At 65.7% G+C, this 15502-nt stretch carries 16 protein-coding genes; 9 read left to right on the top strand and 7 right to left on the bottom strand.

Annotated elements, in window-relative coordinates:
- Nucleotides 1–150 precede the first annotated feature (150 nt).
- The 3 genes from NWF24_RS19130 to NWF24_RS19120 all read right to left on the bottom strand — a co-directional run bounded on the left by NWF24_RS19130 (nucleotide 151) and on the right by NWF24_RS19120 (nucleotide 2312).
- Complete coding sequence (locus NWF24_RS19130) at nucleotides 151–1056, bottom strand: DUF2145 domain-containing protein (protein WP_375338480.1); 906 nt, start codon at nucleotides 1054–1056, stop codon at nucleotides 151–153.
- Nucleotides 1056–1517: a hypothetical protein gene (locus NWF24_RS19125; RefSeq protein WP_258349893.1), complete on the bottom strand. Its 462-nt coding sequence runs from the start codon at nucleotides 1515–1517 to the stop codon at nucleotides 1056–1058. Before NWF24_RS19125 ends, NWF24_RS19130 begins: the two co-directional genes overlap by 1 nt.
- A gap of 132 nt (nucleotides 1518–1649) precedes the next feature.
- Nucleotides 1650–2312 (bottom strand): DUF3313 domain-containing protein, encoded by a 663-nt coding sequence (locus NWF24_RS19120; protein WP_258349892.1) that lies wholly within the window; start codon nucleotides 2310–2312, stop codon nucleotides 1650–1652.
- A gap of 153 nt (nucleotides 2313–2465) precedes the next feature.
- Between NWF24_RS19120 and NWF24_RS19115 the strand changes: the two genes are divergently transcribed.
- On the top strand, nucleotides 2466–3080 hold the full coding sequence (locus NWF24_RS19115) for a TetR/AcrR family transcriptional regulator (RefSeq protein WP_258349891.1): 615 nt from the start codon (nucleotides 2466–2468) through the stop codon (nucleotides 3078–3080).
- A 6-nt stretch (nucleotides 3081–3086) separates the two neighbouring features.
- On the opposite strand, the gene NWF24_RS19110 is transcribed toward NWF24_RS19115, so the two are convergent.
- Nucleotides 3087–3728, bottom strand: coding sequence for a GntR family transcriptional regulator (locus NWF24_RS19110; RefSeq protein WP_093052379.1), 642 nt, complete (start codon nucleotides 3726–3728; stop codon nucleotides 3087–3089).
- 128 nt (nucleotides 3729–3856) lie between these two features.
- On the opposite strand from NWF24_RS19110, the gene scpA reads away from it, so the two are divergent.
- From scpA to NWF24_RS19075, 7 genes are read left to right on the top strand one after another with little or no spacing between them, the layout of a single operon-like run.
- Nucleotides 3857–6019 (top strand): methylmalonyl-CoA mutase, encoded by a 2163-nt coding sequence (gene scpA, locus NWF24_RS19105; protein WP_258349890.1) that lies wholly within the window; start codon nucleotides 3857–3859, stop codon nucleotides 6017–6019.
- A gap of 8 nt (nucleotides 6020–6027) precedes the next feature.
- On the top strand, nucleotides 6028–6501 hold the full coding sequence (locus NWF24_RS19100) for a GNAT family N-acetyltransferase (RefSeq protein ID WP_258349889.1): 474 nt from the start codon (nucleotides 6028–6030) through the stop codon (nucleotides 6499–6501).
- Nucleotides 6495–7544 carry a methylmalonyl Co-A mutase-associated GTPase MeaB gene (gene meaB / locus NWF24_RS19095; RefSeq protein WP_258349888.1) on the top strand — a complete coding sequence of 350 codons (1050 nt, stop codon included), beginning with the start codon at nucleotides 6495–6497 and terminating at the stop codon, nucleotides 7542–7544. Before NWF24_RS19100 ends, meaB begins: the two co-directional genes overlap by 7 nt.
- A gap of 37 nt (nucleotides 7545–7581) precedes the next feature.
- Nucleotides 7582–9126, top strand: a complete 1545-nt coding sequence (locus tag NWF24_RS19090; RefSeq protein ID WP_093052368.1) for an acyl-CoA carboxylase subunit beta — start codon at nucleotides 7582–7584, stop codon at nucleotides 9124–9126.
- Nucleotides 9127–9143: 17 nt separating this feature from the next.
- Nucleotides 9144–11192, top strand: coding sequence for an acetyl-CoA carboxylase biotin carboxylase subunit (accC, locus tag NWF24_RS19085; protein ID WP_258349887.1), 2049 nt, complete (start codon nucleotides 9144–9146; stop codon nucleotides 11190–11192).
- Nucleotides 11192–12223, top strand: a complete 1032-nt coding sequence (gene bioB, locus NWF24_RS19080) for a biotin synthase BioB (RefSeq protein WP_258349886.1) — start codon at nucleotides 11192–11194, stop codon at nucleotides 12221–12223. Before accC ends, bioB begins: the two co-directional genes overlap by 1 nt.
- On the top strand, nucleotides 12220–12711 hold the full coding sequence (locus tag NWF24_RS19075) for a VOC family protein (protein WP_258349885.1): 492 nt from the start codon (nucleotides 12220–12222) through the stop codon (nucleotides 12709–12711). The genes bioB and NWF24_RS19075 overlap by 4 nt, the downstream gene beginning before the upstream one ends.
- Here the strand turns inward: NWF24_RS19075 and NWF24_RS19070 are convergent.
- Entirely contained in the window at nucleotides 12701–13198 is a 498-nt protein-coding gene (locus tag NWF24_RS19070; protein WP_093052359.1) for an Lrp/AsnC family transcriptional regulator, read from the bottom strand. The two genes, NWF24_RS19075 and NWF24_RS19070, sit on opposite strands and share 11 nt — an antisense overlap.
- Nucleotides 13199–13321: 123 nt before the next feature.
- On the opposite strand from NWF24_RS19070, the gene yedA reads away from it, so the two are divergent.
- Nucleotides 13322–14251: a drug/metabolite exporter YedA gene (yedA, locus tag NWF24_RS19065; RefSeq protein WP_258349884.1), complete on the top strand. Its 930-nt coding sequence runs from the start codon at nucleotides 13322–13324 to the stop codon at nucleotides 14249–14251.
- Here the strand turns inward: yedA and NWF24_RS19060 are convergent.
- Both NWF24_RS19060 and NWF24_RS19055 read right to left on the bottom strand, forming a co-directional pair.
- Entirely contained in the window at nucleotides 14217–14855 is a 639-nt protein-coding gene (locus tag NWF24_RS19060; protein ID WP_258349883.1) for a LysE family translocator, read from the bottom strand. The genes yedA and NWF24_RS19060 overlap by 35 nt on opposite strands.
- Nucleotides 14852–15484, bottom strand: coding sequence for an RnfABCDGE type electron transport complex subunit B (locus NWF24_RS19055; RefSeq protein WP_375338391.1), 633 nt, complete (start codon nucleotides 15482–15484; stop codon nucleotides 14852–14854). Before NWF24_RS19055 ends, NWF24_RS19060 begins: the two co-directional genes overlap by 4 nt.
- Between the last annotated feature and the right edge of the window lie 18 nt (nucleotides 15485–15502).

The raw sequence follows: 15502 nt of genomic DNA, 5'->3' as shown, positions 1-15502 counted from the left end.
AGCGCGGCTGGAGCATTCGGGGATATGTCGGGTTGCCTGTGCGCGCAGCCGTCCATCAGAAAGACGCCAACCACCATCGCGAGGACCGCGGCGTGAGCGACTGCAAAGCTGGAGAGGTATTTCATTTCCTGTCGTTTGCCTTTGAGTGTTTCAGTCGAGAAGGACGACGCGATCGCTTGCGCCGGGCTGGCAGCCGTCGACGACGGGCTCCCAGCCGCGGTGCACCACGACCTGCCTGCTGTCGTGGCACAACTCGATGCGCTCGCTCCCGGGGCGTTGTTCGCGCACAAAGGCTTCCACGGTCGAGGGCAGGCTGACGCGCAACTTCAGCGCATAGATGTCGTCCTGCGGGTGGTCGTCCAGATGCAGCAGCGGCACGAAGTTCGACGCGAAGACGAGCGCGTGCGAGCCGACGTCGACCGGCTCGGGCTTGTAGGGCGCCTCGCGCAACCATTGCTGAGCGCGCTCTCGCAGGTCGTCTCCGTCGGGCAACTCGCCCCACGCCACGGCGAGCAGCTCCATGACCCACTGGTTGCAGTTCTGGTAGCGCAGGCTGAACGGATAGGCATTGGCGCTGTAGCGCGCGGCCAGCAGATGCAGGGCGCGTGGCGTGTCGAGCGCCGCGCTGCGCAGCGCCTGTGCCGCTTCGGAGGGCAGGGCGACGATGGAGACGTAGCCCAGCGCGGAGTCGTCGATGCCCATGACGAAGCCGGCCAGGCCCTGGTCGTAGAGGCGCGGATGCCCTTCGTCGCAGGCGTAGTACAGCTGCCGCGCGGACCAGGTGCCGTCCGCGGCTTTCCAGGCGATGGCGGCGTGGGAGTAGCGGATGCGGAAGCGCGAGAGATCGAGTCCGGAACGGCTGATCAGCACAGCGTCGCTGCCTGTGGCTGAAAGCGCTTCCTGCACGACGGCGGTGAAACGCAGCAGGCGATCCTGCTGGCTTGCGGTGAGCGGTTTCGCGCGATCGCAGAACTGCGAAGACGCCGCATGCACAACGCCACCCGCCAAGGCGAGGAAGGCCGAGAGTCCCAGCAGCAACAGACGGCGGGCGACGATCAAAGGCTCACGGGGCGCGCGGCGAGCCCCCCGTACCAGTCGTCGGCCAGCACGAGGTAGAACGCCTCGCGCGTGTCGCCACGTGCAAAGGCGGTGCCGTAGGTGCGTTGTTGCGCGTGCACGAGATCGCCGAGGCCCAGGCGTTCCTTCGCGAAAGTGGCTTGCGGCAGTTCGAGCACGATGCGCTGCTGCGCGTCGCTGTCGCTCTGCATCGCGACGCGGGTGAAGCCCTCGCGACCGGTGGCTTGCGCGACTTCGGTGATGCGGTAGTCGCCTTCGGCCACCTTGTCGCCATCGAATGAACTTTTGCTCGAACCGCGCAGCGACGCGGACACGCTGCCGCTGGACGCCGAGCCGGCACTGGAAGCCACGGACGACGTGAAGCTGTCGGCCTGGGCATTGAGGGCCGTGGCGAGTACGGCTGCGATGCCTGCAAGGCGGAAGAAATAACGGAAGGTCATGGAATGCTCCGGCTGTGTGTGAGGGAGGAGGTCATTTCGCGTGGAAGATGCCGAGCCTGGACCGGCGGGCCCGTGCGAAGGCGCACTGCAACTTGATGCAGGTCCTGCGCAGTTGTCTCCAGAGCGGCGTCGTCATTGCAGGTACGCGACCAACTGGTCGGCTCCGTTTTCAATGCCTGCGATGGAAGCGCTCCGGGCCCCGATGCCGGCCTTGAGATTCCATGCGTTCGGGTATTGCTTGGTGACGTAGGCGCCGAGCAGTTCGTTGGTCGAGGCGTCGTAGATTTCGACGGCAAAGCTCACCGAGCCCGTCATCGCACCTTCCTTGCCGCGGATGGCCTGCACCGCGTTGTAGGGGCCGCCCAGCAGGTCGAAGCGCGAGAAGGTGCTGAGAACGGCCGTGTTCGTCTTGGCGCCGGTGAGCGTCAGCTTGATCCGTACGGCGTTGGCGTTTCTGCCAGGAGCGTTCCGGAAGCGCGCATTCAGCTTGTCGGTGAACTGGTTTTGCATGTAGCGCGCCAGGAAGACTTTGTCGTCTTCCGACACGTCTTCGAACTGGCCATCGTTGCCGCGATAGATGGCGACCGGATCGAGGACGAAATCCGAATACCGCCGCCAGTCGATGTTGGTCTTGTATTCGAAGGGAATGCGACCGGAGTCGTCATGCTGGCTCGGTCGCAACTGGGTTGCGGAGGCGATGCCGGCATATGGCACCGGCTGTGTGCTGGCGCACGCCGTGAGGATCAGGCAGACCGTCAGGGTGATGGCCCTGGGGGCATCGGAAAGAGCACGCATCGCGTTCCTTGAATTGGGAAGAAGTGAATGGACAAGTGAAGAGGGCAACGACCGTGTCCAGATTTAAAACTGTACGGTACGGTTCATTATTGAGGTGGATTTTGGCGATGTCAAGAAAACTGTACAGTTGGGTATTCTTTTGAGGGAAATGCGATGAAGGTCAGGACAGAAGCGCGGCGCACCGCCATCCTTGAAGCGGCGGTGGCGCTGTTCAAGGAGCTGGGTTACGAGCGCACGTCGATGAACGAGCTCGCAAAGCGCCTGGGTGGGTCGAAGGCCACCCTGTACGGGTACTTCGCCTCGAAAGAGGAGCTCTTCAGGGCGGTCGTGCAAACCGTGGCCGTCTCGCATCTGGCTGAGGCCGCGGCCGAGCTGCAGGAGGCGAACGAGACCGCCACGCTCGAGGCGCAATTGATGCGGTTCGGCGAGCGGATGCTGTTCGTGTTGACCAACGACGCGGACGCGCTGGCGGTCTACCGGATGGTTCTTGCCGAAGCCGGGCGCTCCGATGTGGGGCAGCAGTTCCAGGAGTCGGGGCCTGCCGAATACATCCGAACCCTTGCGGGGTTCATGGATGCGGCGATGAAGCGTGGCGAACTACGGCACCGGGACCCCCACGTGACCGCGCTGCAGTTCACCACGTTGATCACGGCGGAAACCCAGGCGCGGCTCTTCCAGGTTGACCCTGAGCCCGTGTCGGTAGAGCAGATTCACGCGCTGGTGCAGCGCGCCGTCGACATGTTCCTCGCTGGCGCCGCGCCGCGCTGACAGGCGCTAGTTCGCGGCTTCGAGCCCGTTCTGGAAGTGCTCGCGCATGCGGGCCATGGCGGCTTCTGCGTCCCGCGCCTCGATGGCGGCCATCACCGAGCGGTGCTCCGCCAGCGACTCGGCGATCCGGCCCGCCTTCAGCAGCGAGTTGTGCCGGTTGAGCTTCATCACCTTGCGCAGGTCGGCCACCATCTGGTCGCGCCACTTGTTGTTGGCGATGGCCAGCAGGCGCATGTGAAAGCGCTCGTTCAGGGCGAAGAAATGCTCCCGGTTCTCGGGTGAGGCCGCTGCTTCCAGTTCGGCGTGCAGCGCCTTCAGCTCGGCGCGCTGTGCGTCGGTGGCGCGCTCGGCCACCACGCCGGCGGCGTCGCTCTCCAGCAGCGAGAGCAGGTGGTACACGTCGGTCAGGTCCTGCTCCGACACCTCGGTCACATAGGCGCCGCGCCGCACCTTCATCGTCACCAGGCCTTCGGCCGCCAGCACCTTCAGCGCCTCGCGCAGCGGCGTGCGACTGATGCCGTATTCCTCGGCCAGCTTGAGTTCGTCGATCCAGCTGCCGGGCTCCAGTTCGCGGCGAAAGATCCGCTGGCGCAGCAGCTCGGCCACCTCTTCATAGAGGGCGCGGGGGGTGAGGGTGACGGCGGACATGGGCCGGACTGTACTTCAAAAACGGTGTTTGAATTAATAATTATGGATCGGTTAGACTCGCGGCCGGCTTGCAAATCCGTGCAGGCGAATTTGCGAATACCCTGCAAGACACTGCGAACGGCCCCTTCATGAGCAGCACACCCGAACCCTCTTTCAAGCCCGCCGACCTCGAAGCCTGGGCCAAGGCTGCTGCCAAGTCCGCACCCGGCGGCGACGTGAACGCGCTGAACTGGATCACGCCCGACGGCATCGCCGTGAAGCCGCTGTACACCGCCGCCGACCTGCAGGGCCTGAAGTACACCGACACGCTGCCCGGCTTCGAGCCCTACCTGCGCGGCCCGCAGGCCACCATGTACGCAGTGCGCCCCTGGACCATTCGCCAGTACGCCGGCTTCTCCACCGCCGAAGAGTCGAACGCCTTCTATCGCAAGGCGCTGGCCGCCGGCGGCCAGGGCGTGAGCGTGGCCTTCGACCTCGCCACCCACCGCGGCTACGACAGCGACCATCCGCGCGTCACTGGCGACGTCGGCAAGGCAGGCGTGGCAATCGACTCGGTCGAGGACATGAAGATCCTGTTCGACCAGATCCCGCTCGACAAGGTGAGCGTGTCCATGACGATGAACGGCGCCGTGCTGCCGGTGCTGGCGGGCTACGTGGTCGCGGCCGAAGAGCAGGGCGTGGCGCAAGACCAACTGAGCGGAACCATCCAGAACGACATCCTCAAGGAGTTCATGGTCCGCAACACGTACATCTTTCCGCCAGCGCCGAGCATGCGGATCATTGGCGACATCATCGAGTACACGGCGCAGAACATGCCCAAGTTCAACTCGATCTCGATCAGCGGCTACCACATGCAGGAAGCTGGCGCCAACCAGGCGCTGGAACTCGCCTTCACGCTGGCCGACGGCAAGGAATACGTGAAGACCGCGCTGGCCAAGGGCCTGGACGTCGACGGCTTCGCCGGACGCCTGAGCTTCTTCTGGGCCATCGGCATGAACTTCTATCTCGAAGTTGCCAAGATGCGCGCGGCGCGCCTGCTGTGGTGCCGCATCATGAAGGAGTTCAATCCCAAGAACCCCAAGAGCCTGATGCTGCGCACGCACTGCCAGACCTCGGGCTGGTCGCTCACCGAGCAGGACCCGTACAACAACGTGGTGCGCACCACCATCGAGGCAATGGCCGCGGTGTTCGGCGGCACGCAGAGCCTGCACACCAACGCGCTCGACGAAGCCATCGCGCTGCCCACAGAGTTCAGCGCCCGCATCGCGCGCAACACGCAACTCATCATCCAGGAAGAGACGCACATCACCAACGTGATCGACCCCTGGGCCGGCAGCTACATGATGGAGAAGCTCACGCAGGACATGGCCGACGCGGCCTGGGCAATCATCGAAGAGGTCGAGGCCATGGGCGGCATGACCAAGGCCGTGGACAGCGGCTGGGCCAAGCTCAAGATCGAGGCCGCCGCCGCCGAGAAGCAGGCGCGTATCGACTCCGGCAAGGACGTGATCGTCGGCGTCAACAAGTACAAGCTGAAGAACGAAGATGCGATCGACAGCCTCTCGATCGACAACGTGAAGGTGCGCGACCAGCAGGTGGCGCGGCTCAAGAGCATCCGCGCCTCGCGCGACACCGCCAAGGTGCAGGCCGCGCTCGACGCGCTCACCGAAGCCGCAGAGAACAACACCGGCAACCTGCTGGCGCTGAGCATCGATGCGGTGCGCCTGCGCGCCACGGTGGGCGAGATTTCGGACGCGCTCGAAAAATCATTCGGCCGCCATCGGGCCGACACGCAAAAGGTGACCGGTGTGTACGCAGCTGCCTATGACTCCGCCGAAGGCTGGGAAGCCCTCAAGACCGAAATCAACGCCTTCGCCGAAGAGCAGGGCCGACGTCCACGCGTGATGATCTCCAAGCTCGGGCAGGACGGCCATGACCGCGGCGCCAAGGTTGTCGCTACGGCCTTTGCCGACCTGGGCTTCGACGTGGACATGGGCCCGCTGTTCCAGACCCCCGAAGAATGCGCGCGGCAAGCCATCGAGAACGACGTGCATGCAGTGGGCGTGAGCACGCTCGCAGCCGGCCACAAGACCCTTGTGCCGGCCATCATCAATGAACTCAAGAAGCAGGGCGCGGACGACATCATCGTGTTCGTCGGCGGCGTGATTCCGCGGCAAGACTACGACTTTCTCTACGAGGCCGGCGTCAAGGGCATCTACGGACCGGGCACGCCCATTCCGGCCAGCGCCAAGGACGTGCTGGAGCAGATTCGCGCGGCGGTCACGGCCTGAGGCGCGACGTGGGCGATCTCTTGTCGCGGCTGTCACTGCAGCCGGTGGATTCCAGCGATTTCGAAGCCATGCTGGCCCTGCGCATCGACGCGATGCGCCCGAGCCTGGAGCGCGTGGGCCGTTTCGATGCAGCGCGTTCGCGCGAGCGCCTGAGCGCGGGCTTTGTCGTGCCGTACATGCACCACATCGTGCTCGATGGCGACCAGCGCATCGGCTTCGTCACGCTCAAGCCCGAGGACAGCGACGCGCTGCGCCTCGACCACCTCTACCTGCGCACCGGCTTCCAGGGCCTGGGCATCGGTGAATGGGTGCTCGAATGGGCCAAGTCGCAGGCGCACGCGCAGCAGCTGGACATCAAGCTCACCGCGCTCGTGAAGAGCGACGCCAACCGCTTCTACCTGCGGCACGGCTTCGTGCTCGAAGGCGAGGAGGGCGTCGACCTGCACTACCGCTGGCGCGTGGCTTCGGAGGCCGCGTGCTGAACACGGCGCAGGCGCTCGAACGCGCCGTCGCCGAAACCGACGGCATGGCGCAGCGACGCGCCATCGCTAAAGCCATCACGCTGCTCGAATCGACGCGCGCCGACCACCGCAAGCAGGCCGACGAACTGCTCACGGCATTGCTGCCGCGCACGGGCAACTCGTTCCGCCTCGGTATCTCGGGCGTGCCGGGCGTCGGCAAGTCGACATTCATCGAAACGCTGGGCTTGCTGCTGATCGGCAAGGGCCATCGCGTTGCGGTGCTCACCATCGACCCGTCGTCCACCGTGTCGGGCGGTTCGATCCTTGGCGACAAGACGCGCATGGAGCGGCTCTCGGTGCATGAGCGCGCCTACATCCGCCCGAGTCCTTCGAGTGGCACGTTGGGCGGCGTTGCCGAGAAGACGCGCGAGGCGATGCTGGTGTGCGAGGCGGCCGGCTACGACATCGTCATCGTCGAGACTGTCGGCGTGGGCCAGAGCGAAACCGCAGTGGCCGGCATGACCGACATGTTCGTGCTGATGCAACTGCCCAATGCCGGCGACGACCTGCAGGCGATCAAGAAGGGCGTGATGGAGTTGGCCGACCTCGTCGTCATCAACAAGGCCGACATCGACAAAGACGCCGCCACGCGTGCGCAGGCTCAGATCACTTCGGCGCTGCGGCTCTTCGGCCACCAGGGCAACCCAGACCACGCGCACGCGGTGCACGACGCACACAGCGGCGCAGAAGTGCGCTTCTGGCTCCCCAAGGTGCTGCAGCTGAGCGCGCTCGCCAACACCGGCGTCGACACCTTCTGGGACGCCGTCACGCAATTCAGGCAACTGCAGACGGCCAACGGAAAGCTGGCCAAGCGCCGCGAGAAGCAAGCGACCGCGTGGATGTGGGAGCGTATCGACGCCGGCCTCAAGCACGCCTTCAGGCATCACCCGCAGGTGCGCGAGTTGTTGCCGCAGCTCACGCAGCAGGTGGCGCAGGGCACCCTGCCGGCATCGACCGCGGCGCGCAATCTGCTCGCCGCAGCCGCCATCACGGCCAGACCATGAGACACGACATTCAGGACCACAGCTTCGGAAGCACACCATGCAAGAACTGATCGAACAACTCGAAAAGCGTCGCGCCCAGGCGCGTCTCGGCGGCGGGCAGAAGCGCATCGACGCGCAGCACGCCAAGGGCAAGCTCACGGCGCGCGAGCGCATCGAGCTGCTGCTCGACGACAACACTTTTGAAGAGTGGGACATGTTCGTCGAGCACCGCTCGGTCGATTTCGGCATGGCCGAGCAGAAGATCCCCGGTGACGGCGTGGTCACCGGCTACGGCATGATCAACGGCCGCCTGGTGTTCGTATTCAGCCAGGACTTCACCGTCTTCGGTGGTGCGCTCAGCGAAGCGCATGCCGAAAAAATCTGCAAGGTGATGGACCAGGCCATGAAGGTCGGCGCGCCCGTCATCGGCCTGAATGACTCGGGCGGCGCCCGCATCCAGGAAGGCGTGGCCTCGCTCGGCGGCTATGCCGACGTATTCCAGCGCAACGTGATGGCCTCGGGCGTGGTGCCGCAGATCAGCATGATCATGGGCCCCTGCGCGGGCGGCGCGGTGTATTCGCCGGCCATGACCGACTTCATCTTCATGGTGAAGGACAGCAGCTACATGTTCGTCACCGGCCCCGAGGTGGTGAAGACCGTGACGCACGAAAGCGTGACTGCCGAAGAGCTCGGCGGCGCCATCACCCACACCACGCGCAGCGGCGTGGCCGACATGGCGTTCGAGAACGACGTCGAGGCGCTGCTGATGCTGCGCCGCCTGTACAACTACCTGCCCCTCAACAACCGCGAGAAGCCGCCGGTGCGCCTGGGCAACAACGGGCTGGGCGACCCGGCCGACCGGCCCGACTATTCGCTCGACACGCTGGTGCCGGACAATCCGAACAAGCCCTACGACATCAAGGAGCTGATTCTCAAGGTGGTGGACGACGGCGACTTCTTCGAGCTGCAGCCCGACTACGCGAAGAACATCGTGATCGGCTTCGCCCGCATGGAAGGCCAGACCATCGGCATCGTGGCCAACCAGCCGCTGGTGCTGGCGGGCTGCCTCGACATCAAGAGCAGCATCAAGGCCGCGCGTTTCGTGCGCTTCTGCGACGCCTTCAACATTCCGGTCGTCACCTTCGTCGATGTGCCAGGTTTCATGCCCGGCACGGGGCAGGAGTACGGCGGCATCATCAAGCACGGCGCCAAGCTGCTTTACGCGTACGCAGAGTGCACGGTGCCGAAGATCACCGTCATCACGCGCAAGGCCTACGGTGGCGCCTACGACGTGATGGCCTCCAAGCATCTGCGCGGCGACGTCAACCTCGCATGGCCGCGCGCCGAGATCGCGGTGATGGGCGCCAAGGGTGCGGTGGAAATCATCTTTCGCGAGGACAAGAACGACCCCGAGAAGCTCGCTGCCCGCGAGGCTGAATACAAGGCGCGCTTCGCCAATCCGTATGTGGCCAGCGCACGCGGCTACATCGACGACGTGATCCTGCCGCACGAGACGCGCAAGCGCATCTGCCGCTCGCTGGTGATGCTGCGCGAGAAGAAGCTTGAGAACCCGTGGCGCAAGCACGGGAACATCCCCCTCTGAAGACGCAGGACGACAACATGTTCAAGAAGATCCTGATCGCCAATCGCGGCGAAATCGCCTGCCGCGTCATCCAGACGGCCAAGAAGATGGGCATCCTCACGGTCGCTGTCTATTCCGACGCCGACAAGGAAGCCCGCCACGTCGAGCTGGCCGACGAGGCCGTGCACATCGGCGCCGCGCCCAGCCGCGAGAGCTATCTGCAGGCCGACCGCATCATCGCGGCCTGCAAGAAGACCGGCGCCGAGGCCGTGCATCCGGGCTACGGCTTCCTGTCGGAGAACGAAGCCTTCGCGCGCAAGGTCGAGGAAGAGGGCATCGCCTTCATCGGGCCGAAGCACTATTCGATTGCGGCCATGGGCGACAAGATCGCCTCGAAGAAGCTCGCGAACGAAGCCCAGGTCAACACCATTCCGGGCTGGAACGACGCCATCGAGACGGCGGAGCGCGCGGTCGAGATCGCGAAAGACATCGGCTACCCGGTGATGATCAAGGCCTCGGCCGGCGGCGGTGGCAAGGGCCTGCGCGTGGCCTTCAACGACAAGGAAGCCTTCGAGGGCTTCACCTCGTGCCGCAACGAGGCGCGCAACAGCTTCGGTGACGACCGCGTGTTCATCGAGAAGTTCGTCGAGGAGCCGCGCCACATCGAGATCCAGGTGCTGGGCGATTCGCACGGCAACGTGATCTACCTGAACGAGCGCGAATGCTCCATCCAGCGGCGCCACCAGAAGGTGATCGAGGAGGCGCCGTCGCCCTTCATCTCCGACGCCACGCGCAAGGCGATGGGTGAGCAGGCGGTGCAATTGGCCAAGGCCGTGAAGTACCAGAGCGCGGGCACGGTGGAGTTCGTGGTCGGCAAGGACCAGAGCTTCTACTTCCTCGAGATGAACACGCGCCTGCAGGTGGAGCACCCAGTGACGGAGTGCATCACCGGCCTCGACCTGGTCGAGCTGATGATCCGCGTGGCCGCCGGTGAGCAACTGCCGTTGACGCAGGAGCAGGTGAAGCGCGACGGCTGGGCCATCGAGTGCCGCATCAACGCCGAAGACCCGTTCCGCAGCTTCCTGCCCTCGACCGGCCGGCTGGTGAAGTTCCAGCCGCCGGGCGAGACCATGTTCGCGAGCGACACCGAGCACCTGCAAGGCGTGCGCGTGGACACGGGCGTGTACGACGGCGGCGAGATCCCGATGTACTACGACTCGATGATCGCCAAGCTCATCGTGCACGGCAAGGACCGCCAGCATGCGATTGCCCGCATGCGCGAGGCACTCAACGGCTTCGTGATCCGCGGCATCAGCAGCAACATCCCGTTCCAGGCAGCGCTGCTGGCGCATCCGAAGTTCGTGGCGGGCGATTTCAACACCGGCTTCATCGCCGAGCACTACGGCAAGGGCTTCCATGCGGAAGACGTGCCGCACGCCGATCCGTCGTTCCTGATCGCGCTCGCGGCCTATGTGCATCGCCGCTACCGTGCGCGCGCCTCGGGCATCAGCGGGCAGCTCGAAGGCCACGGCGTGAAAGTGGGCGAGAAGTTCGTGGTGGTGGAGTTGGGGCCGGAGGGCAAGCACGTGCAGCACCCGGTGTCGGTCACCGACTTCCACGGCAAGACCGGCGCGAGCGCGGTGGCCGTGGGTGGCAAGAACTACAAGATCGACAGCAGCCTGGCGCTGGGCGCGATCCGCGTGCAGGGCACGGTCAACGACAAGCCCTTCACCGCGCAGGTGGAGCGTGGCGCGGGCAAGAGCCCGCTGGCGCTGCGCGTGTCGCACGACGGCACGCAGATCGAGGCGATGGTGCTGTCGCCGCTGGGCGCGCGCCTGCTCGAGCTGATGCCCTACAAGGCGCCACCGGACCTGAGCAAGTTCCTGATGTCGCCGATGCCGGGGCTGCTGGTCGAGGTGTCGGTGCAGCCGGGCCAGCAGGTGCGCGCGGGCGAGAAGCTGGCCGTGATCGAGGCCATGAAGATGGAAAACGTGCTGTTCGCCACGCAAGACGGCGTGGTCGGCAAGGTTTCGGCGGGCAAGGGCGAGTCGCTCGCCGTCGATCAAATCATTCTGGAGTTCAACTGATGGGTGCCAACGACTTTCAACAGGCGATCACGCTACATCGGCCCGCCAAGGCTGTAACGCCGCAGGGCCCATGGTCCGTCGAGGCGATCCAGGCGCTGCTCGACAAGCCGCTGATGGACCTGCTGTTCGAGGCGCAGACCGTGCACCGCCAGCATTTCCCCGAAGGCGACATCGAGCTGGCCACGCTGCTGTCGGTCAAGACCGGCGGCTGCCCCGAGAACTGCGGCTACTGCCCGCAATCGGCCGAGTTCGACACCGGCGTGAAGGCGCAGAAACTCATGGAGGTCGACGAGGTGCTGCGCGCCGCGCAGGCCGCCAAGGATGCAGGCGCCACGCGCTTCTGTATGGGCGCCGCATGGCGCGCGCCGAAGGACCGCGACGTGGAGAAGGTTGCCGTGCTGGTCGAGGCCGTGAAGGGCCTGGGCATGCAGACCTGCGCCACGCTCGGCATGCTGGAGCCGCACCACGCGCACCAGCTCAAGGCCGCCGGCCTCGACTACTACAACCACAACCTCGACACCGCGCCCGAGTACTACACCGACGTGGTCGACACGCGCACCTATCAGGACAGGCTCGACACGCTGGCCCACGTGCGCAGCGCGGGCATCAGCGTGTGCTGCGGCGGCATCGTTGGCATGGGTGAGGCACCGGTGCACCGCGCGGGGCTGATCGCGCAGCTGGCCAACCTGAACCCATACCCAGAATCGGTACCGATCAACAGCCTGGTGCGCGTGCCCGGCACGCCGCTGGCCGATTCGGACCCGGTCGACCCCTTCGACTTCGTGCGCATGATCGCGGTCGCACGCATCACGATGCCGACCGCGCGCGTGCGCCTGTCGGCCGGCCGCCAGCAGATGGGCGATGCGGTGCAGGCGCTGTGCTTCATGGCGGGCGCGAATTCGATCTTCTACGGCGACAAGCTGCTCGTTACCGGTAATCCCGATGTCGAGGCCGACACGGTGCTGCTGCGCAAGCTCGGCCTCAATGCGCGGCAGGTTCAGGAGCAGGCTTCGGAAAGTTGCGCAGCATGACTACCGCGACCGCACGTCCCTTCAAGGTGCTGGGCATCCAGCAGATCGCCATCGGCGGACCCGACAAGCTGCGGTTGCAGAAGCTGTGGGTCGACATGCTGGGGCTCGAAGTCACGGGCACGTTCAAGAGCGAGCGCGAGAACGTCGACGAGGACATCTGCGCGATGGGCGTGGGGCCGTTCAAGGTCGAGGTCGACCTGATGCAGCCGCTGGACCCGGAGAAGAAGCCCGCCGTTCATACGACGCCGCTGAACCACGTCGGGCTGTGGATCGACGACCTGCCCAAGGCCGTCGAATGGCTCAGGGCGCAGGGCGTGCGCTTTGCGCCCGGCGGCATCCGCAAGGGCGCGGCGGGTTTCGACATCTGCTTCCTGCACCCGAAGGCGAACGACGAGTTTCCGATCGCGGGCGAGGGCGTGCTGATCGAGATGGTGCAGGCGCCGCCCGAGGTGGTCGCAGCATTCAGCGCGCTCGCTGCTACGCGTTAAGCACCTTCCTGATCGGCGGCTTCACGTCGGAGCGCTGAGGCGGCAGCATCGCCTGGTGCTCGCGCGCCGGGTTCAGGATGATCGAGGTCGCCGTCTCGGTAAGGATGCAGAACTTGGTGACCACCGCATCAAGGTGGCTCACGTCGATCACCGCGATCTCGAGGATCCAGCTGTCCTCTCCGGTCACGTTGTAGGCATTGACGCATTCGGGCGTGTCCTGCACCAGTTTCACGACGAGGTCGTAGTCCGCGCGCCCGACGCGGATGATGGCGCGAATGCCGTAGCCCAGCTTGCCGAGGTTGACGGTGGCGCGGTAGCCGCTGATGACGCCCGCGGCCTCCAGCTTTTTCACGCGCTCGGTCACTGCCGGCTGGCTCAGGTGCACGCGGCGGCCCAGTTCGGCCATGGTCAGGCGTGCGTCGGCCTGCAGTTCGGCGAGGATGCGGGTGTCATGGGCGTCCAGCGCGGGGTTCAAGGGAAAGTCCATGAAACTCCTTTAAATCGACGGTGTAACAAGGGCAGAACCATGAAATCCGCATGGCTGCCGAGGGATGGCTTTCATACCATGACCGGCATCCGATACCAAGAACCAGGAAGAGACGCCCTCGACATGCCGACCCTCGCTTCTCCCGCCCAAGCCGCGCCCACCGCTGTGCACCCCGGACTGCCGCCGCTGCTGTGGCTCTGCCTTGCCGCCACCTGGGTGGTGTGGGGCTCGACCTACCTCGCGATCAAGTACGCGCTGATCAGCTTTCCGCCGTTCCTGCAGATGGGCTCGCGCTTCCTGGTCGCGGGTGTGCTGCTGGCAGCGTGGATGCGCTGGCGTGGCGCGCCTTGGCCGTCGCTGGTGCAATGGCGCAACGCCTTCATCGTCGGCGCGCTGATGCTGGGTGGTGGCATGGGCGGCACGGCGAATGCCGAGGTGTCGATCGGCTCGGGGCTGGTGGTGGCGTTCATCGCGGTGATCCCGCTGCTGATTGCGCTGCTCAATCTGATCTGGGGCGTGAAGCCGTCCCGGCTCGAAGCCGCAGGTATCGCGCTTGGCCTCGTCGGTGTGCTGATGCTGACGCAGGGCAGCGGCTTCCGCTCTTCGCCCGAGGGGCTGGTTGCCATCTGCATCGCCTGCGTCTGCTGGTCGCTTGGCAGCGTGCTGAGCCAGCGCAGCCTGCCGCTGGCGTCCGGTGCGATGGGCTTTGCGAGCGAAATGCTCTGCGGCGGCGTGGTGCTGATGGGGCTCGCCGCGGTGTCTGGCGAAACGATGAGCTGGCCGCCACAGGCCGAGGCGGTCGCTGCGTGGATCTATCTGGTGGTGTTCGGCTCGCTGATCGCCTTCAACGCCTACATGGTGCTGCTGGCCAGGGCGCCGGCCGCGCTGGCGGCGAGCTACACCTTCGTGAACCCGGTGATCGCGATGCTGCTGGGCGTGTGGATCGCCAACGAGGCTGTCACGCGCTTCGAGTGGTACGCCGTGGCCGTGGTGCTGGCCGGTGTGCTTCTGTTGCTCTTCAAGCGCCGGGGCGGCGCCACACCGCAAGCGTAGCCGCGAGCAGCCACATGCCGGCCGCGCAACCGCGGTTCATTGCCTTGAGGCCGCGCTGCGAAAGAAAGCGCACGGCCTGCGTGCCGGCCGACGCATAGGCCAGCATCACGCAGGTATCGAGCACGACGAACACTGCACCCAACAGCAGGTACTGCGGGCCTTGCGGCTTCGCGATGTCGACGAACTGCGGCAGGAATGCCGCGAAGAACAGCACCGTCTTCGGATTCGACAGCGCCACCATCAGGCTGCGCAGCAGCGCGACGCGGCCCTGCGGACGGACTTCGAGTGGCGACTTGGCCAGCGCGGTGCGCAGGTCGGTGGTTTCGCTGCGCCACAGCTTGACGCCCAGCCATACGAGGTAGGCCACGCCTGCGACGCGGATCGCATTGAAGAGCCACTCCGAGGCCGCCAGCAACGAACCCAGCCCGAGCGCGACGACTGCGATCAGAGTGATGCTGCCGAGCGATGCACCCGCAATGCCCCAGCTCGCGCGTCGCATGCCGCCCTCGATGCCGTTAGACAGCGCCAGCAGCATCGTCGGCCCCGGGATCAGGGCCAGCGCGAGCGAAGCGACGATGTAGATGAGCAGGGTATCGAGCGTCATGGTTTGGTGGCTGGTGGACGTTGTTGCGAGGCGGCGCGGGCACGCGCCAGTGCGGCTTCGACGATGGCGCGCTTGCGGGCGCCGGCGTCTTGCGGGGCTTCGGGCTCGGGCGCCGTTTCGGCCAGCCGGGCGTCGGTATTGCGGTGCCTGCCATGCACCTCGTAGCGGCGCCGGGCCTTGTCGGCCTGCTCGGCAGACCAGGCCTGCCAGCCGCTGAGGCCTGGCGTTTCGACTTCGAGGGAGATGCAATCGACGGGGCAGACCGGAATGCACAGTTCGCAGCCCGTGCAGTGGGCTTCGATCACCGTGTGCATGCGCTTGTTGATGCCGACGATGGCATCGGTGGGGCAGGCGTCGAGGCACAGCGTGCAGCCGATGCACCAGGCCTCGTCGATGACTGCCATGGCGCGCGGGCCTTCAGTGCCGAACTGGGGATCGAGGGGGAGCGGGGTGCGGCCGGTGAGCAGTGCGAGCCGCTCGATGCCTTCCGCGCCGCCCGGCGGACACTGGTTGATGCCGGCCTCGCCGCTGGCCACGGCCTGTGCGTAGCCTGCGCAATCCGGGTAGCCGCACCGTGTGCACTGCGTTTGAGGCAGTGCGTCGTTGATGCGTGCGGCCAGCCCGTTCACTTGGTGATGAGGTTGCGC

Source organism: Variovorax paradoxus (assembly GCF_024734665.1).
Classification (GTDB): domain Bacteria; phylum Pseudomonadota; class Gammaproteobacteria; order Burkholderiales; family Burkholderiaceae_C; genus Variovorax.
Note: the sequence above shows the minus strand (reverse complement) of the source record. Positions and strands in the feature narration are given on the sequence as shown.

What these genes read in the sequence shown, in the direction of transcription:
- NWF24_RS19060 (WP_258349883.1), bottom strand. Translation starts at nt 14,855, where the DNA reads ATGACGCTCGATACCCTGCTCATCTACATCGTCGCTTCGCTCGCGCTG.
- NWF24_RS19090 (WP_093052368.1), top strand. Translation starts at nt 7,582, where the DNA reads ATGCAAGAACTGATCGAACAACTCGAAAAGCGTCGCGCCCAGGCGCGT.
- accC (WP_258349887.1), top strand. Translation starts at nt 9,144, where the DNA reads ATGTTCAAGAAGATCCTGATCGCCAATCGCGGCGAAATCGCCTGCCGC.
- scpA (WP_258349890.1), top strand. Translation starts at nt 3,857, where the DNA reads ATGAGCAGCACACCCGAACCCTCTTTCAAGCCCGCCGACCTCGAAGCC.
- NWF24_RS19125 (WP_258349893.1), bottom strand. Translation starts at nt 1,517, where the DNA reads ATGACCTTCCGTTATTTCTTCCGCCTTGCAGGCATCGCAGCCGTACTC.
- NWF24_RS19070 (WP_093052359.1), bottom strand. Translation starts at nt 13,198, where the DNA reads ATGGACTTTCCCTTGAACCCCGCGCTGGACGCCCATGACACCCGCATC.
- NWF24_RS19115 (WP_258349891.1), top strand. Translation starts at nt 2,466, where the DNA reads ATGAAGGTCAGGACAGAAGCGCGGCGCACCGCCATCCTTGAAGCGGCG.
- yedA (WP_258349884.1), top strand. Translation starts at nt 13,322, where the DNA reads ATGCCGACCCTCGCTTCTCCCGCCCAAGCCGCGCCCACCGCTGTGCAC.
- bioB (WP_258349886.1), top strand. Translation starts at nt 11,192, where the DNA reads ATGGGTGCCAACGACTTTCAACAGGCGATCACGCTACATCGGCCCGCC.
- NWF24_RS19110 (WP_093052379.1), bottom strand. Translation starts at nt 3,728, where the DNA reads ATGTCCGCCGTCACCCTCACCCCCCGCGCCCTCTATGAAGAGGTGGCC.
- NWF24_RS19120 (WP_258349892.1), bottom strand. Translation starts at nt 2,312, where the DNA reads ATGCGTGCTCTTTCCGATGCCCCCAGGGCCATCACCCTGACGGTCTGC.
- NWF24_RS19075 (WP_258349885.1), top strand. Translation starts at nt 12,220, where the DNA reads ATGACTACCGCGACCGCACGTCCCTTCAAGGTGCTGGGCATCCAGCAG.